Below are 22,430 nucleotides of genomic sequence, written 5' to 3' on the forward strand. Positions count from 1 at the left end.
GATGAACGCCGGAGGCCCGATACCCGCCCCCCCGCCGCTCCCGTGGCCCGACGCGCCTGCGCGGCTGCTGCGCGTGGCGCGCGCGCTGGCGCGCGCCGACGAGGCCGGCACGGCGATCGGCGCGACACCGTCGGACGTCGCGGCGACGCGCGACGGCTCACGCCTCCTGCGCCACCGCGGTCCGGCCTCTGCGGCGGGCGCAGGGAGCGGCCGCGCCGCCGCCCCGCTCATGATCGTCCACGGCCTCGTCGGGGCCGGCGAGATCGTCGACCTCGCGCCCCGCTGCTCGCTGGTGGGCGACCTCGTGGCGCTCGGCTTCGCCGTCTACAGCGTCGAATGGCGGCCGCAGGGCGGGCGCGGCGCCGGGGGCGACGCCCTGTGGCGCGCGCTCGCCTTCGAGGACTTCGCGCTCGACCGGCTGGGCTACTTCGCCGACGCCGTCGCCGGGCTGGAGGGGCGCCGGCCCGCCGCGCTGGGGGTCTGCGAGGGCGGCGTGTTCGCGGCCTGCCTCGCCGCCCTGGAGCCGCGCGCGCTCGCCGGCGTCGCGCTGGCGGTCACGCCCATCGACTTCCACGCCGAGCCGTCGGCGCCGCTCTCGCGGCTCGTCCGGAGCCTCGGCCGCGAGACGCTGGAGGGCCTGATCGAGGTGCTCGGCGGCCTGCCCGGCCCCGTGATGGACGCCGCCTTCCGCCGCCTGACGCCCGCGCGCACCCTTGCCAAGCACACCGCCGACCTGATGGACGCGAACGGCGCGCGCGCCGCCACGGCGCAGTTCCTGCGCATGGAGCGCTGGCTCGCCGCGCGGCCCGACCACCCGGCCGCGGCCGCCCGGCAGGCGCTGATCGACCTCTACCACGACAACGCGCTGGCGCGCGGCGCCTTTGCGCTGGACGGGCGCAGGGTGGATCTCGGCGCGATCACGGCCCCCGTGCTCGCACTCTACGGCTTGCGCGACCATCTCGTGCCGCCGGCCTGCGCCCGCGCCATCGGCGCCCTGACCGGCGGGCCCTGCCGCGAAGCCCCCATCGACGCCGGCCATGTCGGCGTCTTCGTCAGCCGCCGCGCACGCGGCCTCGCGGGCCGCGCGCTGGCGGAGTTCCTGACGGATCAGACGGTTCTGGACGCCAGCCGCGTCTGATAGGCCCACACGGCGACGCCGAGCGCCAGGCCGCCGAGGTCCGTGACCAGCCCGCCGGAGATCATCAGCAGCGCCGCCACCAGCAGCGCCGCCCGGATCGGCAGCGCCAGCGCGCCAAAGAACCACCCCGTCGCCGCGCCCGACAGCATGTAGACGCCCAGCATCGCCGTGACGCAGTTCAGCGCGATGACGTGCCAGGCGCCCTCCATCAGCAGCCCCGGCGCCGAGAAGAACATGAACGGCACGATGAAGGCCGACAGCCCGACGCGGAAGCTCTCCACCGACGTCCGCATCGGCTCGGACCCCGCGATGGCCGCGCCGGCATAGGCCGCCAGCGCCACCGGCGGCGTGATCGCCGAGATCACGGCGTAGTAGAACACGAAGAAATGCGCGGTCAGCGTCGGGATGCCGAGGTCGATCAGCCCCGGCGCCACCACGCTCGCCGCCACCGCATAGGCCGCCGTCGTGGGCATCCCCATCCCCAGCAGGATGGCGATGCACATCGCGAAGAACAGCGCCAGAAGCTGCGAGCTCTCGGCCAGCCCCAGCAGCAGGTTGGAGAAGCGCGCGCCCACGCCGGTCAGCGAGATGACGCCGACGATCACGCCGGCGCAGGCGCAGACCGCGATGATCTGGATCGACATGACGCCGGCCAGCTCGAAGGCCTTCATGGTCGAGCGCAGGCCCATGCGGTGCGGCGTCAGCCAGCTCACCACCGCCGCCGCCACCGTCGCCAGCGTGCCGGCGCGGATCACGGAGTAGCCGAGAAACAGCGCGACGATGAGAATGACGATCGGGATGAACAGGAAAACCCGCTTCATCATCTCCTTCAGCTTCGGCAACTCGTCGTCGCGCATGCCGCGCATGCCGAGCTTGCGCGCCTCGAAGTCCACCATGAAATAGACCGAGGCGAAGTAGAGCGCGGCGGGGATCAGCGCCGCGATGGCGATGTCGGTGTAGGGGATGCCGGTGATCTCGGCCATGATGAAGGCGCCGGCGCCCATGATCGGCGGCATGATCTGCCCGCCGGTGGACGCCGCAGCCTCGATCGCCGCCGCCGTCTGCTTCCTGTAGCCGATCTGCTTCATCAGCGGGATGGTGAGCGAGCCGGTGGCGACCACGTTGCCGGCCGAGGTGCCGTTGATCATCCCCATCAGGCCCGAGGCGAAGATCGCCACCTTCGCCGGCCCGCCCCGCGCCTTGCCCGCCAGCGCGAACGCGAAGTTCACGAAGTACTCGCCGACCTTCGACGCCTGCAGGAACGCCGCGAAGATGATGAACAGGATGATGTAGGTCGAGGAGACCGCCGTCGTCGGCCCGAGGATGCCGACATCGGTGTAGACCTGACTGAAGAACCGCTCCCACGCGATGCGCGGCGAGGTCAGGAACCCCGGCAGCAGGTGCCCGACGAAGACGTAGACGAGAAACACGGCGGAGATGATCACCAGCGCGAGCCCCGCGACACGCCGCGTCAGCTCCATGATCAGCAGCGTGCCGGCGAGGGCCGCGAGCGAGATGCCGATGGGCGCGAAGGGCGTGCCCGTCGAGTTGCGCATCAGCGTGCCGAAGATCGTGATCAGATAGACGGCGACCGTCGCCGCGCACAGCGTCAGCAGAAGGTCTGGCGCCGCAAAGCCGCCGCGCTCTTCGCGGTGGAACCATGACAGAACCACGCCGCCGACCGTCGCGGCCAGCAGCGGCGCGCCGAACAGCCACGTCTCGTTGAACCTGATGGCGGCGTCGATGCCGTTCCACATCAGGCCGTTGGATATCTGGATCGCAAACCAGACCGCCACCGCCAGCGAGAAGGCGGCCGGGACCATCAGCGCCATCGACAGCCTGCCGAGCAGCGGCGTGCGCTGCCCGCGTCCTTCCGCGAAACCGGCGCCGGCGAACAGGATGAACCCCAGCGCCAGCGCGCCGGCGACGTGGACGATGCGGAAGTTCCATGTCTCCATTGGGAATGACGGCAGGAACGGGACGACCACGGCCCCGCCGGTGAGGTTCGAGATCGACACGCCGTTCAGCGCCGCCATGTGGAACAGCGCGTAGACCATCGCGAGCCCCGCGACGAGGCGCAGCGACGCGCCGTCGAACAGGCGTCGGTTGGCCTCGACCGGCTCCTCGTCGGCGATCGACGCGTCGAACTCGATGACGTCCTTCTCGTTGGCCATGCCTTCATCTCCCGGTCGACGCGGCGCGCGCAGGGCGCCGGCGAAAGTCGGCCTCAGTTAAACATCCTTTTCCTGATCTTCGAAGATAACCAGTGGACGTCGTTACAGGAGAGCCGCGATGACCGCCCACACGCAGATGAGTTCGACTCAGGCGGCCAACGCCCGTGCGATCCGCGAACACGGCGATGACATGCTCTGCTTCTTCGACAGCCTCGGGCAGTCCCGCGAACTCGATCAGGCCAAGGTCCGCCTTGAGGAAGCGCTCATGTGGGCCGTCAAGCACGCCACCAAGGGGTGACGCGGCCCCGGCGCGCCGGGGCTGCGCCGAAGCCGCGCCGGCGGCTCAGCCGCCGTGCACCATGTCGTCGGGGATGTCTGCGCCCTGTTCGCGGAACCACCGGGCGGCGCCGGGGTGCCACATCAGGACATTGTTCTTGTCCCAGTTCTCGAACACGGTGCTGCGCGCGGAGTTGTGGATGCTCACCATCCTCGCGTTGTCCTCCATCGTGGCCTTGACCGCCTCGTAGACGAAGCTCTCCGGCAGGTCGCACCCGGCGATGGCGAAGTTCCACATGGCGACGGACCGCGCAGGCGCCTCCAGCGTCGTGTAGGTCGACGCGGCGATGTCGAACGGCGCCACCGGGAAGGCGGCGAGGATCTTGCGCTGCTCCTCCTCGGTGAACTCGATGATGTTGATGTCGGTCTGCACCTCGAGCTGGCTGACAGCCGGCACCGGCACGCCGGCGGCGAACGCGATCACGTCGAGCAGGCCGTCCTGAAGCTGGCCGCCGAGATCCGACCAGCCGCCGTTGCGGCGCTCGAAAGCGACGCCCAGCGTCTCCATCATGCGCGGGAAGTAGGTGTCGGAGGACGAGCCGGCCGGGCCGAAGCCGATGCGCGCGCCGGCGGGGATGTCGGAGATGCTGGTGATGCCCGAGGAGGAGAGCGCCGTCACCGAGAACGGCGTCTGGTACATCGGGAACATGGCGCAGGCGTTGGTCATCTGCAGGCCGGGCGCGATCGGGTTCTCGCCCTCCAGCGACTCGCGCGCCGGGCCGAGGGTGGTGAGGCCGAACGCGGCGTCGCCGGTGTGCACAAGCGCCATGTTCTGCATCGGGCCGCCGGTCACTTCGCCGGCGCCGGTCACGCCAAGCTCCTGCGCGACCATGTTGGCCCAGCCGGAGCCGTAGGCGAAGAACGTGCCGCCCTGGCTCGCCGTGGCGATGGTGAAGCTCGACGGCCAGTCGGCCCGATCCTGGGCGCCCGCGCCGAACGCGACGAGCGCCGCGACGGCGGCCAGTGTGAGGGTCGGTTTCATGTCGTCTCCCATGTCGGTTCTCTCGTCCGGCTTGTTCTGCGCGACGGCGCGCAACGCCGAATCGCGAGCAAATTGCCCCATTGCGTCCGGATTGGCGAGCGGGATTGCTGGCGCCGGCCCGAGCGCGGGGATAGTCTCGGCGCACGCAGGATTGAGAGGTCTTAGATGTCCCACACGCCGCACGAGCTCGCCGAGGCTTTCCCCGATCAGCACGAAGCCATCCAGCGGCTGCGCGCGGGCGACGCCCATTTCGCGCGCCTCGCCGACGAGCACCATGAACTCAACCGCCAGATCCACCGCGCCGAGACCGACGTGGAGCCGATGGCCGACTTCGCGCTCGAAGACCTGAAGAAGCGCCGCCTGCAGCTTCTCGATCAGATCAGGGCGATGCTCTCGGCGGCCTGAGCCGCCGTCCCCGCACGCCGACCGCGCAATTCCCGGACCCGGAGACCGCGCCCATGCGCACCGAAGACGCCAGCGCCGCACCCGCGCCCGTTCGTCTTGCCGACTATCGACCGCCGGCCTGGCTGATCGAGAGCGTGCGTCTCACCTTCGATCTGCGGCCCCGTGGAACGCGCGTGACGGCCCGCCTCGCCCTGCGGCGCAACCCCGACGGCGACGGCGGGCCGCTGCGGCTCGACGGGCGCAACCTCCGACTCGTCGCCGCAAGCGTCGACGGAGCGCCGGTTTCGCCGGAGACCGACGCGGAGGGCCTGACGCTGTCGGGCACGGCGTCCGGCGCCGCGCTGCCGGACGCCTTCGTGTGGGAGGCCGTCACCGAGATCGACCCCGAGGACAACAAGGCGCTCGAAGGTCTCTATCTCTCGCGCGGCATGTTCTGCACCCAGTGCGAGGCGCAGGGCTTCCGCAAGATCACGTTCTTCCCCGACCGGCCCGACGTCATGGCCATGTACGAGGTCCGCATCGAGGCCGACGCCGGGTCGTGCCCAGCCCTGCTCTCCAACGGCGACCTGATAGAGAGCGGGGCGCTGCCGAAGGGCCGCCATTACGCCGTCTGGCGCGACCCGCACCCCAAGCCCTGCTACCTCTTCGCGCTCGTCGCCGGCGACCTGCGCGAGACGCGCGCCGACTTCACCACCGTCGAGGGCCGGCAGGTGCGCCTCGGCGTCTGGGTCCGGCCCGGCGACGAGGGACGCACCGCCTACGCCATGGACAGCCTGATCCGCTCCATGCGCTGGGACGAGCGGGCCTATGGCCGCGCCTACGATCTCGACGTCTTCAACATCGTCGCCGTGGACGACTTCAACATGGGCGCGATGGAGAACAAGGGGCTGAACATCTTCAACGCCAAATACGTCCTCGCCAGCCCCGAGACTGCGACGGACGCCGACTACGCCCGCATCGAAAGCATTGTCGCTCACGAATACTTTCACAACTGGACGGGCAATCGCATCACCTGCCGCGACTGGTTCCAGCTCTGCCTCAAGGAGGGGCTGACGGTCTTCCGCGACCAGCAGTTCACCGCCGACGAGCGCTCCGCCCCCGTGAAGCGCATCGAGGACGTGGTGACGCTGCGCGCGCGCCAGTTCCGCGAGGACGGCGGGCCTCTGGCGCACCCGGTCCGGCCCGAGGAATACATCGAGATCAACAACTTCTACACGGCGACGATCTACGAGAAGGGCGCCGAGGTCATCGGCATGCTGCACACTCTGTTCGGGCCGGAGGGCTACCGGAAGGCGCTCGACCTCTACTTCGAGCGCCATGACGGGCAGGCCTGCGCGATCGAGGACTTCCGCCGCTGCTTCGAGGACGCGACCGGCCGCGACCTGACGCAGTTCGCGCGCTGGTGGTCCCAGGCCGGCACGCCGGAGGTCGGGGTCGAGGAAAGCTGGCAGGAGGACGGCGGGCGCTATGCGCTCATCTTCCGCCAGAGCACGCCGCCGACGCCCGGCCAGCCCGACAAGGCGCCGCTCGTCATTCCGGTCGCGCTGGGCCTGCTCGGCGCGAACGGCGACGACCTGCTGCCGGAGGGAACGCGCATCGTCGAACTGACCGAAGCGGAGACCGCCGTTACGTTCGAGGGCCTGCCCGCCCGCCCGGTTCCCTCGCTGCTGCGCGGCTTCTCCGCGCCCGTGCGGCTGATCCGCGAGACGTCGGACGCCGAGCGGGCGTTCCTGATGGCCCATGACAGCGACGCCTTCAACCGCTGGGAGGCCGGCCGCGCCTACGCCGTCGACGTCGCGCTGCGCATGGCCGGCGGGGCTGACGCCGACCCAGCCTTCCTCGACGCGCTGGACGCGCTCGCCAGCGACGAGAGCCTCGATCCGGCGTTCCGCGCCCTCGCGCTGGAGACCCCCGGCGAGGACGAACTGGCCCGCGAGACTTTCGCGCGCGGGACGCCGGCGGACCCGCAGGCGCTGCACGCCGCCCGCGACGCGCTGCGCAGGGCGGCTGCGGGCCGGATGGGCGATGCGCTGGAGCGGCTCCACCGGGAGATGACCGTCCCCGGCCCCTACTCTCCCGACGCCGCCGCCGCCGGCCGGCGGGCCCTGCGCAACCGCGCGCTCGGGCTGCTGGTCGCGCGCGGCGCTCCGGACGATCTCGCGCGCGCGGCCGGGCAGTTCGAGCGCGCGGACAACATGTCCGACGCCTTCCCCGCGCTCGCGGCGCTCGTTCACGCCGACGCGCCGCAGGCCGCCGCGGCGCTCGCCGCGTTCCATGACCGCTGGAGGGATGATCCCGTCGTCATGGACAAGTGGTTCGCCGTGCAGGCCACGGCCCCGGCGGACGACGCGCTGGGCCGCGTCCGCGCGCTCACCGAGCACCCGCTCTTCGACTGGCTGAACCCCAACCGCTTCCGCTCCCTCGTCGGCGCCTTCGCCGCCGGCAATCCGAGCGCATTCCACGCCGCTGACGGCGCCGGCTACGCCTTCCTCGCCGACTGGCTCATCAGGCTCGACGCGAAGAACCCGCAGACGACCGCGCGCATGGCCGGCGCCTTCGAGACCTGGGGCATCTACGACGCGGGGCGCCAGCGGCTGATCCGCGACCAGTTGGAGCGCATCGCCGCCGCGCCCGGCCTCTCGCGCGACACCGGGGAGATGGTGTCGAGGATGCTCGGGGCCCCCTAGCGCGGCGTTCGACCGGACTGCGTCGGCTCCGCCGCCCTGCGTCGGCGCCGCCGCCATGCGCCGTGGCCTTGTCGCGGTCTTGCCGGCGCTGACAGATCAGGCCGGCCCCGAGAACGCTGGGGCGCGACGCCGCGGCGCCGCCTCAAGGCTGGCGCCCGCCGCTCGCGCGGGTATCGTCCGCCGCGAACGGACTTGAACGGGGAGCGAAGCGATGGCCGGGCAGTTGGACGGGTTGCGGGTGATCGAGGGCTCCGCGTTCGTCGCGGCGCCGCTCGCGGGCATGACGCTCGCGCAGATGGGCGCCGACGTGATCCGCTTCGACCTGCCCGGCGGGGGGCTCGACAGCAGGCGCTGGCCAGTCACGAAGGACGGTCGGAGCCTGTTCTGGGCGGGGCTGAACAAGGGCAAGCGCTCGGTCGCCGTGGATTTCACCAAACCCGAGGGCAAGGAGCTGATCTCGGCGCTGATCTGCGCGCCCGGCCCCGACGCCGGGGTGTTCCTGACGAACCTCAAGGTCCAGGGCTGGACGGACTACGAAACGCTCAGGGCCCGGCGCGAGGACGTCATCCTCGTCTCGGTTCTCGGCACCCGCGACGGCGGACCGGCGGTGGACTATACGGTGAATCCGGGCGCGGGGTTTCCTATGGCGACCGGCCCCGAGGGCTCGACCGAACCGGTCGCCCACGTCCTGCCGGCATGGGACTGCATCACCGGGCAGATGGCCGCCCTCGGCCTGCTCGCCGCCGAACGCCGCCGCCGCGCCACGGGCGAGGGGCAGGAGGTCGCGCTGGCGCTGAAGGACGTCGCCTCCGCGATGCTCGGCAACCTCGGCGTCATCGGCGAGGTGACGGTGAACGGAGAGGACAGGCCGAAGGCGGGCAACGCGCTCTATGGCGCCTTCGGTCAGGACTTCGAGACTGCGGACGGCCGGCGCGTGATGGTCATCGGCCTCACCGCGCGCCAGTGGAAGGGCCTGGTCCGCGCCACCGGGACGGGTGAGGCGATGGCCTCGCTGGCGCAGGGGCTCGGCGTCGATCTCGGCGAGGAGGGCGAGCGCTTCAGGGCGCGCAAGGAGATTGCGGCGCAGATGGCGCCGTGGTTCGCGGCGCGGCCCCTGGCGGAGATCGCGGAAGCGCTGGACGCGAACGGCGTCACATGGTCGCCGTTCCGCAGCTTTGCTCAGGCCGTCGCAGAGGATCCGGATCTCTCGGAAGCGAACCCGATGTTCGCCACCATCGACCAGCCGGGCGTAGGCCCGCTGCTGACGCCCGGATCGCCCTTCGCCTTCTCTGGCGTCGCCCGCGAGACGCCCGCGCCGGCGCCGCTGCTCGGCGCGGACACCGAGGCTGTGCTGGCCGAGGTGCTCGGGCTGGGATCGGGCGCGATCGGCGCGCTCTTCGATTCAGGCGTCGCCGCCGGCCCCGCTCAGCCCTGAGCCCGGCGCGCGCGGCCGGCGCGTCACGGCAGCCAACGCGACCAGCCCCGAAAGCGCCAGCCACAGGGAGGGCGGCAGCGGGATGACCATCGGCGGCTCGAGAGGCGTTTCGGGGGGCGTCTCGGGGGCCGTCTCTGGCGGAGAGCTCGAAGGCGGCCCCAGCGGCGGATTGAAACCGCCGCCGCCGGAACCGCCGCCACCGAAGCCGCCGGAAGCGCCGACGCCCCCGCCGCCGCCCGTCGGAAAAGGGCTCGATGGCCCACCAACGCCCGTCGCGGCGGCGAAGGATGCGCGGCGCGACACGACGGAAGACGGGTTGTCTGCCACGAAGTCGCTGAGAAACACGGCGTCGTCGAGCAACCCGCCCATGGCCAGCGCGCCGATGCAGTAGCCCACGCTCCGCACGCCCTCAGGGGCGCCGCCCGGAAACATCGACAGCGGCGGCTCGCCCGCCAGATCGCACAGCGGGACCGGCGCGAGACCCAGGCACCCGGTCACGGAGTTGGCGGCCATCGGATCGTTGGACGACGCCGAGACCGAGAGCCGCGCCGCGTAATCGTGGCCGTCGCGGTTCGCGTCCAGCAAACCCGGAATGTGCAACCGACGCACCTCTCCGCGCGCGTCGAACTCCACGAAAATGCGGTCGGTCGGCGCCGTGAAGCCGGAGATCGCGCGCAGCACCCCGCGATGCAGCCGGACATCGGGCTCCGTCACGCCGCAGACGCGCGATTCCGCGGGGGTGGCGCGGCTGGCGTCGGTCGGCTCCGCCTCGAACACGACCTGCGCAAGAGCCGACGGCGACCCGACCGCGCCCGCGGGCATATCCGCCGCGCCCACGCTGCAGGCCTCGTAAGCCGCGAACGACATCGTCGGCAGCGTGTCGACGACCGTGCGGCCGGTGTCGCGCGAAACGGTCGTGACCGTGGCCGCCGGCCCGCCTTCGGCCGCGTTTCGAAGCGCCGCCAGAACCGCCGGCGCATCGATGCGGAAGCTGTCGCCGCTTGCCTCCAGCCACGGTCGGATGTCGCGAACGAACCCATCCCCGACCTGGAGCAACACCGGCCCCTGGCCGACGGCGAACTTGAGCTGGATGCGCGCCACCTCGCTCCCACCGCCAACCGGCGCGATGAACTGGAGCGACGCCGCGCGACTGCGCGCCACCGCGTCGAACGCCGCGAACGTCCCGTCGGCTTCGCGGTAGCGCGACGCCTCGATGTCGATGACCGCGCCTGCGACGCAGGCGACTCCGGCGCCCGAGACGACGATGGAGGCGTCCCCCCCCAGAAATCGCTGCGCGAGCGGCGCGCTGCTCTTGGTCTCGGAGCCGATTACGGCCGATGGCGCCGTGGATGCGATGAGCGCTCCCAGAAGCCCGGTCAGAACCGCAATGCGCAGCTTCCACGCCATGACGGATACAACTCTCACTCGACGGGCGGCCCAGACGACGTGAGCCGAAGACCGTGCAAACTACATCAGTCAGCGTTGCCAAGCGGTTAAGAACTGCTGAACGCGACTATCATGGCCCGGCGCCAGGCCGGCTGTCAAGAACATTATAGGAACATGCAGGAAGTGGTGGCGGGGGAGGGACTCGAACCCTCGACCTCACGATTATGAGTCGTGCGCTCTAACCAGCTGAGCTACCCAGCCCGCGCGGGGTGGATACGCGCGCCCCGGCCGGGCGTCAAGCAGGCCGCCCGCCCCATTGATCCGCGATGCCGCAGGCGCTCACCCCCCCGCCAGTTGCGGAGCCTCGACCAGCCGCGCCGCGATCTCGAGAAACCGCCGCGCCTGGTCGCTTCCGGGCCTCGACGCGACGATCGGCGCGCCGCTGTCTGAGAGCATCCGCGTGTCGAGATCGAGAGGCAGCTCACCGAGGAACGGCAGCCCGAGCCGCGCCGCCTCATCCCGCGCGCCGCCATGGCCGAAGATGTGCGCCTCGTGCGCGCAGTTGGGGCAGATGTAGGTGCTCATGTTCTCGATCAGGCCCAGCACCGGCGTGCCGGTCTTGCGGAACATGTCCAGCGCCTTGCGCGCGTCGAGCAGCGCGATGTCCTGCGGCGTCGAGACGACCACGGCGCCGCTCACCGCCGCCTTCTGACTGAGCGTGAGCTGGACGTCGCCGGTGCCCGGCGGGAGGTCGACCACCAGATAGTCCAGCGTGCCCCACCGCACCTGGTGCAACATCTGCGTCAGCGCCGAGATCAGCATCGGCCCGCGCCAGACGACGGACTGGCCTTCCTCGATCATGAAGCCCATCGACATGACCGTGAGGCCGTGGCCGTGCAGCGGCAGGATCATCTTCTCGGCGTCGGACTCCGGTCGCCCCGTCACGCCCAGCATCCGCGGCTGCGACGGTCCGTAAACGTCAGCGTCAAGCACGCCGACCCGCGCGCCCTGCGACTTGAGCGCCAGCGCGAGATTCGCCGCAACCGTCGACTTTCCGACGCCGCCCTTGCCCGACGCCACCGCGACGATGTGTCGGACGCCGGGGATGCGCCCGCCGGACGGCGCAGGCGACGGCGCGCGCAGCGGCTTGTCGCCGGGCCCTGCGCGCAGCGAAGGCGGCACCGGCTGAGACGGCTGCGGCTGAGACGACCGCCGGGCGGGCGCATCGGAATGGGCCGTCAGCACCGCCGAGACGCGCGAGACGCCGGGCAGCGCCCGCACCGCCGCCTCCGCCGCGGCGCGCACCGGCTCCATCGCCGCCGCCTGCCGGGGGTCGACCTCGATGGCGAAGGCGACGGCGCCCTGCGACACCGAGAGTCCCTGGACCAGCTTCGCGGCGGTGATCTCGCCGCCAGTGTCCGCCATGCGGACCGGGACGGCGTCCAGCGCCGAGAGAACCGCCTCGCGCGTCGTGCTCATGTCGCTGCTCCAGAAATTTTTCACCTACTGCAGATAGCAATGCGACGCGCGCGGCGCCATCGCGCAGCGCGCTTGGTGGCGCGAGGTTCGCCTGCGGTCGGTGCGGTGCTAACTTGGGCAGATGGGTGGTCGTGTGTTCTGTTTGAGGGGCTTTGCATGAGCCGGTCCAAAGACATCGAGGCGACCGAGGTCGCCGATCAGCCGTCGGCGTCCGATGCGGCATGGGCGAAGTTCGAGGCTTTGCTGGCCAAGCGCGCAGCGACCGCACCCGCCGGCGACGCATTCCCTGTCGCCATGCCGAACCGGAAGCGCGACGCAGGCGCAAGCGCGCCATGCGCGCTGGAGGCTCGATCCCGCCTCGACGGCGAATTGCGCGCCGAGCCGGCGACGGCCGCTCGCAAATCGGTCTCCCCGGCGCCGGCCGCCGGCCGCCCCCGCAGGCTCGCAAGCGTCGCGCTTGGCGGGCTTCTTGCGCTCGCGACGGTTGTGGGGACGATCGTGCTGCTCGAGATGACGACGCCGAAACCCTTTCGGCCCGGGGGCGAGCCCCTCGCGACTGGAACGCCGGAGACGATGCACGGGCTGGCGGCCAGCGCGTCGCCAGGGGCGACGCCGCCCGCGAGGCAAGCCGTGACGCACGCCCCGACACAGGCTTCGACGCCGACGCCGGAGGGCGCCTTCACGGCGCCAGATTTCGCCGCCGAGGCGGGCATGGCGGCTGTGCGTCGCGCAGCGCGCCCAGCCCGGCCCGCCGCGCTCTCGGTCGGCCCGCTCGCCGCGCCGGACCGGCTCGCACGCTGGCGGCAGGCGGCGTCCGATCCGGCGCTAGGGGCTGCAACTGTGCGCCTGCGCCACGCGGCGACGTCGATCGCCGCAGCGGCCCGGGCCTCGGCGCTCTTCCGCGACGCCGGCGCCTCCGTGTCTCGGCATGGCGGAGCCCTCGTGGCGCCGGACGGCCACGAGGCGCGCTACTTCCACGCCACCGACGCGGCAGCCGCGCACGCCGCCGCGAGCGCGCTTGGCGGCGGCGCGACGGCCCGCGACTACACCAGCTATCTGCCGAAACCGGCGGCAGGGGTGATCGAGGTCTGGCTGGCGGGCGAGTGACAGACTGCGCAGGCGGCGGTCACGTCACCGACGCGTCCCACCCCATCGCCCTGCGCATGACGCTGAAATAGGCCCGGTTCGGCAGCATCCCCAGCGCCCGCAGGATGAGCGCGAAGCGCGTGGGAAAGGCGATCTCGAAACCCGGCCGCTCCAGCCCCTTCACGATGCGCGCAGCCGCGTCCTCGGGCGTCATCAGGAACGGCATCTCGAAATCGTTCACGCTCGTCGCCTCAGTCTTCACGAAGCCGGGGTTGATGACCGAAATGCGCACGTCGAGGTCGATCAGGTCGAAGGCCAGCGCCTCCGCCATGCCGATCAGCGCCGCCTTGGTGGCGCCGTAGGCCGCCGCGCGCGGCAGGCCGCGAAACCCGGCGACCGAGGCGGTCAGCGCGACGTGACCACTGCGACGCGCAATCATCGACTTCAGCAGCGGGTCGAGTCCGTTCGCGACGCCGCCGACATTCACCGCGAAGGTCTTCTCGACATCCGCGGCGTCGAACTCCTGGGCGCGCATGGGGATATAGAGGCCCGCGTTCAGCACCGCGAGGGCGATGGGCCTCGTCGCCTCGATCTCCGCGACGATCTCGACCATGCGCGCGCGGTCCGTCACGTCGCCGGGGCGGGCGATGATGCGGCCTGGGCGCTCCGCCGCCAGCGCCTCGAGATCCTCCGCGGAGCGCGCGGTGACGTTCACGACCCAGCCCCGGTCGGCGAGCGCGAGCGCAAGCGCCCGTCCGATGCCCGCCGAGGCGCCCGTGACCCAGGCCTCGCCCTGCTCGGGCCGCGCGATCCGGCTCCAGACGCTCACGCCGTTTCGGCCCACAGCGCCGCGAGCCGGCCGTCGAGGCTGTCGGGAACATAGATGATCGGCTCGCCGCGCCCGTCGAAGGCCACCGAAGCCCACTCGCCGTTCGCGTCGTAGAAAAGCTGCACGTCGAAGTCGCTCCCGTTGCTCGCCCGCCAGCGCGCGCACTGCGCCTCGCCGGACGCCGTCCTGACGGACGCCTCGCCGTCGCGGCTGATCGACATCGCGTAGAGTTCGCCGCTGTCGGTGCTCATCCACCTCGGGCGCGTCAGGAAATCCGGCGTGAAGTAGGTCGTCGTGGCGATCTCGCTGGGCGCGGGACCGGAATAGAAGCTCGCGTCCACGACGATCTTCTCTCCGTTGCGGGCGGCGTTGACGCGCTTGCGCTCGCCGTCGTCGTTCACCGAGCAGTCCACAGACTGCAGCAGGCCACTGCGCCAGACCTCGCGGTTGGTCATCTCGTAGCGATAGGCGGCGATGCCGAGGACGCGCACGACGATCTCGACGTCGATCGCGACGTTCAGGGTGTCGCCCTCGCGCGTCAGCGCGATCTCGTGGCGACCGACGTCGTCGCCGCCGCGCAGGATGGTGAAGCGCCGCGCCGCCGTCCGGGCGCGCGCCGGGCCGGCGACCGCAGCGGCCGCGCCGGCGATCATGGTGCGTCGGGTCAGGTCCATGACTACTCCGCGAAAATGTTCAGCGCCCGGCCGAACGTGCCGGTGAAGCGAAGCGAACCCGACAGCACCGTGAGGCACACGCAGTCCGCTCCGGGCTCGGCGCGCGGGTGATGGTCGTCGTCGGCGCCCGCCAGCGCCACGTCGCCCTTCGCATACACCCGCCCGCGGTCCCGCAACGCGCCGCAGAGCACAAGGGTTGCCTCCTGCCGTGTGTGCGTGTGCGCCGGCACGCCCGCGCCCGGTCGGACGCGCAGCAGGTTCACCGCCTCGTCGCCGCCGAGCGCGATCTCCGCCCGCGACACGCCCGGCATCACGAAGCGCCAGCGGACCGAGCCGTAGGGCCCGGTCAGCGCGGCGACCGGCGCAGGCAGCATCGCGTCGCGCGCCGGCGGCGCAGCCGTAGTGGAAGCGCCGGCGACCGCCTCAAGCCGCGCCATCACCGAGTCAAGCGCGCCGGCGGAGAGCGGCGAGGCCGGCTCCGACCGCATCGCCGCGGCCGAAACCGCCTCGAGACGCGCAATCTCCCGACGGCACCGCCCGCAATAGGTCGCATGGGCGCTGACGAGAAGCGCCACGCCGTCCGAAGCTGCGCCGGAAGCGTAGGCCGCGAGCATGTCATGCGTTGGATGCGCCAGAGGCATTTTCGTCACCGCCTGTGTATCTTCCACACCATTCTACGCTCCGGACGCCCCCGTGGATCACCGGGCCCGTACGCCGCGCGCCCGCGCCGCCCTGTCGAACCGCGCAGGTAGCAGATGCGGCGCGAAAGGAAAGCCCGCGGCGCAGCCTCAGCCGCAGGCGCCGGCCCCTCGGGCTCCGGTCTCTCGGGCTCCGGCGTCTCGGGCTCCGGCGTCTCGGGCTCTGGCCTCTCGGGCTCTGGCCTCTATAGTGCGGCGCGCTTCTGGAAAGGGTCAGATCATGCAGCACATGACGGGCGGCCGCTACGCGGACATGCCGGCGGCGATCGGGAACACCCCGCTCATCCGCCTCAAGCGGGCCTCCGAGGAGACCGGCTGCGAGATCTGGGGCAAGGCGGAGTTCCTGAACCCCGGCCAGTCGGTCAAGGACCGCGCGGCGCTCTCCATCATCCGCCACGCCATCGCCGACGGCTCGCTACGGCCGGGCGGCGTCATCGTCGAGGGAACGGCCGGCAATACCGGCATCGGGCTGGCGCTGGTCGGCGCCGCCATGGGTTTCCGCACGGTCATCGTCATCCCCGAGACCCAGAGCCAGGAGAAGAAGGACATGCTGCGCCTCGCCGGCGCGCGACTCGTGGAGGTGCCTGCGAAGCCCTACCGCGACCCGGACAACTATGTGAAATACTCCGGCCGGCTCGCCGAGGCGCTCGCACGCAGCGAGCCGAACGGCGCGATCTGGGCCAACCAGTTCGACAACGTCGCCAACCGTCAGGCCCATGTCGAGACGACCGGCCCCGAAATCTTCGCGCAGACCGAGGGCGCGGTGGACGGCTTCATCTGCGCCGTGGGCTCCGGCGGCACGCTCGCCGGCGTCGCGATGGCGCTGCGCGAGCGCAAGCCGGGCGTGAAGATTGGCCTAGCGGACCCGATGGGCGCCGCGCTCTACAACTTCTACGCCCATGGCGCGCTGAAGGCGGAGGGCTCCTCGATCACCGAGGGCATCGGCCAGGGCCGCATCACCGCCAACCTCGAAGGGCTTTCCGTCGACCTGCCCTTCCAGATCGATGACGTAGAGGCGCTCGGCGTGACCTTCGACCTGCTCAGGGAGGAGGGCCTCTGCCTCGGCGCCTCGTCCGGCGTGAACGTCGCCGGCGCCGTGCGGATGGCGCGGGAGATGGGGCCGGGTCGCACCATCGTGACGATCCTGTGCGATTACGGCACGCGCTACCTGTCGCGGCAGTGGAACCCCGCCTTCCTGCGGTCCAAGAACCTGCCGGTCCCCGACTGGCTGGACGGCGCAGCCGCGCCCCTGCCCGCCGTCTTCGAGGGCGACGCGGCGTGACCGTGCTCCTGTACCTCGAGGACGCCTATCTCGCAGCCTGCGACGCCACAGTGACCGGGTTCACGCCCGAGGGCGCGGCGCTGCTCGACCGAACCGTGTTCTATCCGGCCGGCGGCGGCCAGCCGGGCGACGCCGGCGTGCTCGAACATGAGGGCGGGATCTGCGCGGTGGCCGTCGCGGTGAAGGCCGAGGGCGGCGTCGCGCATGTCCTCGCGGACGGGGCCGCCCCGCCGCCGCCGGGCGCCCGCGTCACGGCGCGCATCGACGGCGCGCTGCGCGCCGCCCACCGCCGCTGCCACACCGCGCTGCACCTGCTCTCCGTCGCGATCCCGGCCCCCGTGACCGGCGGCCAGATCGCCGCCGGCAAGGGCCGCCTCGACTTCGACCTCGCAGAGCCGCCCGCGGACCCCGCCGCCATCGAGGCCGCGCTCAACGCGATGATCGCCGCCGATCACCCGGTCGCGGACGCGTGGATCGACGAGGCGGAGCTCGACGCCAACCCCGGCCTCGTCAAGACGATGAAGGTCAAGCCGCCGCGCGGCCAGGGCCGCGTCAGGCTCGTGCGCATCGGCGACGCCGCGGCGCCGGTCGACCTGCAGCCCTGCGGCGGAACCCATGTGCGCTCGACCGCCGAGATCGGCCCGGTCTCCCTCGGCAGGATCGAGAAGAAGGGCCGTCAGAACCGCCGCGTGACGCTTCTTCTGGCGCCCTGAACCGCGCCCGCACGCCACGCGGGCATTGATGGCGGGGCGCATCCGGTCTAGCCCTTGTGACCCGACGCCTGCGAGAGCTTGCCCATGCCCACCGAAGACCCCCGGTTGCTTGTCACCACGCAATGGCTCGCCGACCATCTCGGCGCGCCCGATCTGAGGGTGCTGGACGCCTCATGGCATCTGCCGACCGCCGGGCGCGACCCACGGGCCGAGTTCGCCGAGGCGCACATCCCCGGCGCCCAGTTCTTCGACATCGATGACATCTCCGACGCAGGCTCGCCCCTGCCCCACATGTTGCCGCCGGCGGAGAAGTTCATCAGCCGTGTGCGCCGTCTCGGCGTAGGCGACGGCCACCGCGTCGTCGTGTACGACAGCGTGGGCATGCTCTCGGCGCCGCGCGCATGGTGGATGTTCCGCGTCTTCGGGCATGAGGACGTCGTGGTGCTCGACGGCGGCCTGCCGAAATGGCGCGCCGAGGGCCGGCCGGTCGAGGATCTCGTTGCGACGCCGCGCGACCGCCATTTCACGGGCCGTCGCGACGCGGGCCTCGTGCGCGACGTCACGCAGGTCGCCGCCGCCGTCAAGCTCGGCGGCGAGCAGATCGTCGACGCCCGCTCCGCCGCGCGCTTCCGCGGCGAGGAGCCCGAGCCGCGCCCGGGCCTGCGCGCGGGCCACATTCCCGGTTCGCTCAACGTCCCCTATCGCGACGTCCTCACCGAGACCGGCGAGATGAAATCGCCTGAGGCGCTGCGCGAGGTCTTCGCCGCCGCCGGCGTCGATCTTGGCCGCCCCATCGTCAACACCTGCGGCTCGGGCGTCACCGCCTGCATCCTCAGCCTCGCCCAGATCCGCGCCGGCGCCAGGATGACCGCGGTCTATGACGGCTCGTGGTCGGAGTGGGGCGCATTCCCGGATCTGCCGGTCGAGCGATGACCGTCGCGCGGCTGCGCTACACCGTCACCTGGCTCGAGATGGACGGCAGGCCGGAGCGGCCGCGCGCGCGCCCTCCCCTGCTGCGCGGCCTCTCGCTGCTGCGCGCCGATGGGCCGCCGACGCATTACTTCCGTTACCTGTACGACACGGTGGGGCGCGACCATCACTGGACCGATCTGCACGGCGCCCCCGAAGAGGATCTCGCCGCCTTCCTCCAAGACGAGGCGGTGCGCCTCCACGTCGCCTATGTGACCGGCTGGCCGGCCGGCTTCATCATGCTCGACTTCCGCGACCCCCGTCTCTGCGACATCTCCTATTTCGGCCTCGCGCCCGAGATGATCGGGCGCGGCCTCGGCGACTGGCTACTCGGCGAGGGCGTGCACATGGCCTGGGCCGAGCCGATAGAACGCCTCACCGTGAACACCTGCAGCCTCGACCACCCGCACGCCCTGCCGACCTACCAGAAATGGGGCTTCCGCCCGGTCAGGCGCGAAGAGCGCGAGCGAGACGCCGTTTTAGGCGGCGGCTGACATCGGAGAGGTCTGGACGCGCCCCGCAGGCTTTGATAGCACGCTGCAGCCTGATCCGGCGTAGCTCAGTGGTAGAGCATCCGACTGTTAATCGGACGGCCGTAGGTTCGAATCCTACCGCCGGAGCCAGGCCTCCAGAAAAATCAATGATCTCAACGGAGAAGGGTAGAGTCTTACCCTTTTTCCGCAGCTTTTCGCGACTGTGGCGCCGCGCTGTAGCACCAGCCTGTGGCGCCGCCCTGTATCACCGGGCAGCCGCCGCGGGCCTCGATGGAGGCGCACGATGGCCGACGCGATCCCCTACCTGTTCCGCCGCGGCGGCGTCTGGTGGTGGCGGCGCAAGATCCCCGCGACCGGCGCTAACCCGCCCTTAGGAGGTCGGCTGGCTTCCTGCGCCGAGGCGCGCCGCGCTGCGAGCCGATCCGTCGCGCTCTCGCTGCGCACGCCCTGCCGCCTTGAGGCGCGCCGGCGCGGCGCGCGCCTCAGCGCGATCTTCGAGGAATGCGTCGTGCGCAGGAGAGACACCATGGACGGCGCCCGCGACACCGACGGCGACTTCGCCCGCCAGCTGCTGGCCACGCTCCAGCAGCAGCTCACGATGGCGATGGAGGCGAACGCGCGGTCCAGCGAGGCGATCGCCCGCCAGACCGACCTGTCGCGCTCACTTGCCGAAGAGATCGCCCGCAGGCCCGCAGGCGGCGCGCAGTCGGCCGCGCCGGTGGCGGCCACCGCCGCCGACTACGAGGCGATGTTCGACGATCCCGAGTTCGAGGCCCGGATCTTCGCGCGCGCGGAGGAGGAAGGCTGGCTTGATCCCGAATCCGGCCTCCAGCTGGAAGCGCTCGAGCATCAGGTCTCCACGCTGGCCGAGCTGGCGAGCGACTATCTCGCCCACTGCGCCCGCAAGGGCCTCGACCCCGCCACCGCCGTGCCTTCGCTCTGGTTCGTGGCGAGTGGCGTGGCGGCGGCGTTCGAGCAGGTCGGGATCGCGGCGCCGCAGACCGTCTCTGCGCCGGTCGCAGGCGGCGGCGGCGTGCGCAGGGCCGCCCGACCGGCGCCCCGTCGCAAGGGCCCCTGCCCCACCTTCAGCGAGATCGCCGAGGATTACCTCACGATGAGGACCGACGGATTCCAGCTCTCGCGCGACGAGGAGGCGATCCCCAACAAGGGCCGCAGCTTCGCCGAGAACTCTGGGCCGAACTTCGTCGGCACCGCCCGACTGGTCGAGAAGGTTCTCGGCGACCGCCCGGTCGCGGACTACCAGGCGGCCGAGTGGCGCGAGTTCCTCAACGTCATCGTCAGGCTGCCCTTCTCGCACGGCAAGTCCGCGAGCGAGAAACGCGACCCGAAAACGATCGCCGACGATCTCGACGCCGAGGAGGAGAAGGCGATGAGCGCCGCGCGCGAACGGATGGAAGCGGCGGAGGCGGACCCGGAAGAGATCAACGAGGCCGCGGCGAAGCAGGTCCGGCGGCGACTGTCGGCCAACGCCTGCGACAAGCACGTCGGGCGGATCATCAACATCCTCGATCACGCCAAGCGCAACGGCCACGTCGACGCCAACACGATGGCCCCCCTGCGGTGGACCAGGGCCGAACTCAAGGCGCGCATCCGGGCCCAGAGCGTCCGCGTCAAGCGCGGCGCCTGGAAGGACCGGATCTATGACCTGTTCAAGACGCCCGTGTTCCAGGGGCAGCTGGAGGATCCCGGCGATCCGCTCTTCTGGGCCCCGCTCCTCGGCGAGCTCGCCGGGCTCCGCCTCGAGGAGGCGTTGCAGCTCCGGCTGCGCAACTTCAAGACCGACGAGCGCGTGCCCTACCTCGAGATCGACACGACGGACGCCGCGCAGCGCATCAAGAACGAGACATCCTGCCGCGCCATGCCGATACACCGACACCTGATCGACCTTGGACTGCTCGATCTGGTGGAGAGCCTCAAGGCGGACGGAAAGAACACGCTCTTTCCGAGCCAGACCCGCGGCGCCACCAAAAACAAGCTGAGCGAGAACTTCTCCAAGCGCTTCACCTACTACCGGCTCACAAACGGCGTCTATGAGCCGGGGATGGACTTTCACAGCTTCCGCACCGGGTTTCAGGGACGGCTGAAGCTGCAGGAGGTGCCGAAGGAGATCAGGCAGGAGCTGATGGGGCACAAGCGCGACGCGATCATCGACGTCCACTACGACCCCGACGCGACGCCGGTCCCGATCCTGAAACGGCACATCGACAAGATCGAACTCGACGTCTCGATGATCGTCTCACCCTTCAGGCGGAAACCCGACGAGGACACGCCCCGGCTGCGACTGGTGCGCTAGGCCGGGCCCGGAAACGCAAAACGCCCTCGCGGCCGGGTCCGCGAGGGCGCTGGGTCAGTCGGCCATGGCGGCCGGCTGCAGGTTTCAGGCGGCGTCGGCGTCGGCGTCTGCGTCCGGCTCGCCGGCGGCGGCGGCCTTGGCAGCCTCAGCCTTGGCAGCCTCAGCCTCAGCCTTGGCTGCCTCGGCTTCGGCGACGGCCGCGCGGCGCTCGATCTCGGCCGTGACGCTGGTCTCAAGCGTAGCGTCAACGAAGAGGCTGGCCGCGATGGCCTTGCGGTCGGAGGCCGACGCGGCGACCATCAGGCTGAAGAGGATGCTCTTGCGCGGTTCCTCATCGAGATTCTCAAGCCAGCCGATCGCAGTATTTGCGACGGCCGTGCGGAACCTCGCCTCGGCTTTGTTCGTCTTTGAAAGATCGCGCTCAGTCGAGGCGACCAAGCGATCGTAGAGCTTCTTAGACGCGTCGGTCTGTTTCACTTTGAACTTCACGGCGATACTCCTCGCGCGGGGTTAAACTAACGTGAGACGACTTTGGAACCCGGCCCCATCTCTTCTCACAGGAAACACATGCGTCTCTGCGTCAGATCCCGGAAACGTTTCGGACCAAGAAAAGTGCTTAACGCAAAAAAATCCTAACCCTCTGATATTCCGTCATAGTTTGTCGTTGCGGTTAAGCCTGCGCAGCGACCGGACGGTGGCCTTCAGCTGCGTGAGCCGAGCGACCAGCCCCGACCGCAGCGCCGCGATGCGCGATCGCTCCGCCGCCGGCAGCGCGTTGGCGATCTCGACCACCGCGTCATCCGCGGCGCGCAGCTCCGATAGCCCGCGCTCGAGCTCCGCCTCGCGCGCGGCGAGCGCGTCGCGTGCCTGTGTCTGCAGGCGCGCGCGCAGCCGGGCGAAGGCGTCGAGCGCGCGCGCGACCACGCCTCCACCCACGCCGCCGCCCTGGGCGGCTTTGACGAGCCGCTGCGTCGCCGCCGACGGCGCCGCGCCGACAGCTGTCGCCTGAGCCGGGCCGTCGCCGGTCTTGGCGATCTCGATCTCGCCGCGCGCCGTGTGATCGGCGAGCAGGATGACCGTCTCCGCGTTGCGCATTTTCTCCAGGGCCGCAGTTTCCCGCTTCGAGACGGTCGCCTCCTGCGCGGCGACGGCCGCCTCGCGCTGGGCAGCCCGGGCGGTAACCTTGTCGGCGTCCGCCGACTTCCCCTCGATCTCGGCCTCCCGGGTCTTGGCCGCGGCTTCGCGCGCCTCCAGCGCCTTCCGGCGGATCTCCAGCGCGCCGGCGAGCAGCGCGAGGCGCGCCTCCTCCGCCTTGCGCCACGCGTGGGGCCGGGTGTGCCGGGGCTTCG

20 protein-coding genes and 2 tRNA genes are annotated in these 22,430 nt (G+C 71.1%); 12 read left to right on the forward strand and 10 right to left on the reverse strand.

Annotation, left to right across the window (positions count from 1 at the left end; all coding sequences use genetic code 11):
* Position 1 precedes the first annotated feature (1 nt).
* Positions 2–1,138, forward strand: coding sequence for an alpha/beta fold hydrolase (locus BLW43_RS02635; RefSeq protein WP_093248068.1), 1,137 nt, complete (start codon positions 2–4; stop codon positions 1,136–1,138).
* Here BLW43_RS02635 and BLW43_RS02640 read toward each other — a convergent pair.
* On the reverse strand, positions 1,108–3,312 hold the full coding sequence (locus BLW43_RS02640) for a TRAP transporter permease (protein WP_093248070.1): 2,205 nt from the start codon (positions 3,310–3,312) through the stop codon (positions 1,108–1,110). The genes BLW43_RS02635 and BLW43_RS02640 overlap by 31 nt on opposite strands.
* A gap of 118 nt (positions 3,313–3,430) precedes the next feature.
* Between BLW43_RS02640 and BLW43_RS02645 the strand changes: the two genes are divergently transcribed.
* Positions 3,431–3,610, forward strand: coding sequence for an Acb2/Tad1 domain-containing protein (locus tag BLW43_RS02645; protein WP_093248072.1), 180 nt, complete (start codon positions 3,431–3,433; stop codon positions 3,608–3,610).
* Positions 3,611–3,655: 45 nt separating this feature from the next.
* On the opposite strand, the gene BLW43_RS02650 is transcribed toward BLW43_RS02645, so the two are convergent.
* The gene (locus BLW43_RS02650; protein ID WP_093248198.1) at positions 3,656–4,630 is read right to left on the reverse strand and encodes a TAXI family TRAP transporter solute-binding subunit; all 975 of its coding nucleotides are present in this window, start codon (positions 4,628–4,630) and stop codon (positions 3,656–3,658) included.
* A 165-nt stretch (positions 4,631–4,795) separates the two neighbouring features.
* On the opposite strand from BLW43_RS02650, the gene BLW43_RS02655 reads away from it, so the two are divergent.
* From BLW43_RS02655 to BLW43_RS02665, 3 genes are all read left to right on the forward strand, one after another.
* Positions 4,796–5,035: an HP1242/YdcH family protein gene (locus BLW43_RS02655; protein WP_093248074.1), complete on the forward strand. Its 240-nt coding sequence runs from the start codon at positions 4,796–4,798 to the stop codon at positions 5,033–5,035.
* Between the two features lie 53 nt (positions 5,036–5,088).
* Entirely contained in the window at positions 5,089–7,722 is a 2,634-nt protein-coding gene (pepN, locus tag BLW43_RS02660; protein ID WP_093248076.1) for an aminopeptidase N, read from the forward strand.
* 211 nt (positions 7,723–7,933) lie between these two features.
* Positions 7,934–9,157, forward strand: coding sequence for a CoA transferase (locus BLW43_RS02665; RefSeq protein ID WP_093248078.1), 1,224 nt, complete (start codon positions 7,934–7,936; stop codon positions 9,155–9,157).
* On the opposite strand, the gene BLW43_RS23340 is transcribed toward BLW43_RS02665, so the two are convergent.
* From BLW43_RS23340 to BLW43_RS02680, 3 genes are all read right to left on the reverse strand, one after another.
* A complete protein-coding gene (locus tag BLW43_RS23340) occupies positions 9,125–10,564 on the reverse strand; it encodes a hypothetical protein (protein WP_093248080.1) in 1,440 nt (479 codons plus the stop codon). The genes BLW43_RS02665 and BLW43_RS23340 overlap by 33 nt on opposite strands.
* Before the next feature lie 163 nt (positions 10,565–10,727).
* Positions 10,728–10,804, reverse strand: a tRNA-Met gene (locus tag BLW43_RS02675).
* Between the two features lie 78 nt (positions 10,805–10,882).
* Positions 10,883–12,022: an Mrp/NBP35 family ATP-binding protein gene (locus BLW43_RS02680; RefSeq protein WP_093248082.1), complete on the reverse strand. Its 1,140-nt coding sequence runs from the start codon at positions 12,020–12,022 to the stop codon at positions 10,883–10,885.
* Positions 12,023–12,178: 156 nt separating this feature from the next.
* On the opposite strand from BLW43_RS02680, the gene BLW43_RS02685 reads away from it, so the two are divergent.
* Positions 12,179–13,129 carry a hypothetical protein gene (locus tag BLW43_RS02685; RefSeq protein ID WP_093248084.1) on the forward strand — a complete coding sequence of 317 codons (951 nt, stop codon included), beginning with the start codon at positions 12,179–12,181 and terminating at the stop codon, positions 13,127–13,129.
* A 19-nt stretch (positions 13,130–13,148) separates the two neighbouring features.
* On the opposite strand, the gene BLW43_RS02690 is transcribed toward BLW43_RS02685, so the two are convergent.
* Genes BLW43_RS02690 through BLW43_RS02700 form a run of 3 tightly spaced genes read right to left on the reverse strand, consistent with a single transcriptional unit; the run spans position 13,149 to position 15,252 of the window.
* Positions 13,149–13,937, reverse strand: coding sequence for an SDR family NAD(P)-dependent oxidoreductase (locus BLW43_RS02690; protein ID WP_093248086.1), 789 nt, complete (start codon positions 13,935–13,937; stop codon positions 13,149–13,151).
* Positions 13,934–14,611, reverse strand: coding sequence for a DUF6134 family protein (locus BLW43_RS02695; RefSeq protein WP_093248087.1), 678 nt, complete (start codon positions 14,609–14,611; stop codon positions 13,934–13,936). The genes BLW43_RS02690 and BLW43_RS02695 overlap by 4 nt, the downstream gene beginning before the upstream one ends.
* Positions 14,612–14,613: 2 nt before the next feature.
* Positions 14,614–15,252, reverse strand: coding sequence for a ChrR family anti-sigma-E factor (locus BLW43_RS02700; RefSeq protein ID WP_093248088.1), 639 nt, complete (start codon positions 15,250–15,252; stop codon positions 14,614–14,616).
* A gap of 277 nt (positions 15,253–15,529) precedes the next feature.
* Here BLW43_RS02700 and BLW43_RS02705 point away from each other — a divergent pair, with 277 nt between their 5' ends.
* The 6 genes from BLW43_RS02705 to BLW43_RS02730 all read left to right on the forward strand — a co-directional run bounded on the left by BLW43_RS02705 (position 15,530) and on the right by BLW43_RS02730 (position 21,081).
* Positions 15,530–16,591: a cysteine synthase A gene (locus BLW43_RS02705; protein ID WP_245730890.1), complete on the forward strand. Its 1,062-nt coding sequence runs from the start codon at positions 15,530–15,532 to the stop codon at positions 16,589–16,591.
* The gene (locus BLW43_RS02710) at positions 16,588–17,304 is read left to right on the forward strand and encodes an alanyl-tRNA editing protein (RefSeq protein WP_093248090.1); all 717 of its coding nucleotides are present in this window, start codon (positions 16,588–16,590) and stop codon (positions 17,302–17,304) included. The genes BLW43_RS02705 and BLW43_RS02710 overlap by 4 nt, the downstream gene beginning before the upstream one ends.
* Positions 17,305–17,388: 84 nt before the next feature.
* Complete coding sequence (gene sseA / locus BLW43_RS02715; protein WP_093248092.1) at positions 17,389–18,237, forward strand: 3-mercaptopyruvate sulfurtransferase; 849 nt, start codon at positions 17,389–17,391, stop codon at positions 18,235–18,237.
* Positions 18,234–18,767: a GNAT family N-acetyltransferase gene (locus tag BLW43_RS02720; RefSeq protein ID WP_093248094.1), complete on the forward strand. Its 534-nt coding sequence runs from the start codon at positions 18,234–18,236 to the stop codon at positions 18,765–18,767. The genes sseA and BLW43_RS02720 overlap by 4 nt, the downstream gene beginning before the upstream one ends.
* 54 nt (positions 18,768–18,821) lie before the next feature.
* A tRNA-Asn gene (locus BLW43_RS02725) sits at positions 18,822–18,896 on the forward strand.
* 154 nt (positions 18,897–19,050) lie between these two features.
* On the forward strand, positions 19,051–21,081 hold the full coding sequence (locus BLW43_RS02730; protein WP_093248096.1) for a site-specific integrase: 2,031 nt from the start codon (positions 19,051–19,053) through the stop codon (positions 21,079–21,081).
* An 84-nt stretch (positions 21,082–21,165) separates the two neighbouring features.
* Here BLW43_RS02730 and BLW43_RS23345 read toward each other — a convergent pair whose 3' ends face one another.
* Positions 21,166–21,570, reverse strand: a complete 405-nt coding sequence (locus BLW43_RS23345) for a hypothetical protein (protein ID WP_093248098.1) — start codon at positions 21,568–21,570, stop codon at positions 21,166–21,168.
* Between the two features lie 162 nt (positions 21,571–21,732).
* Positions 21,733–22,430: hypothetical protein (locus BLW43_RS23350; protein WP_425441158.1), on the reverse strand; the 698-nt coding region annotated here is incomplete at its 5' end.

The organism is Rubrimonas cliftonensis, from assembly GCF_900107585.1.
GTDB lineage: Bacteria > Pseudomonadota > Alphaproteobacteria > Rhodobacterales > Rhodobacteraceae > Rubrimonas > Rubrimonas cliftonensis.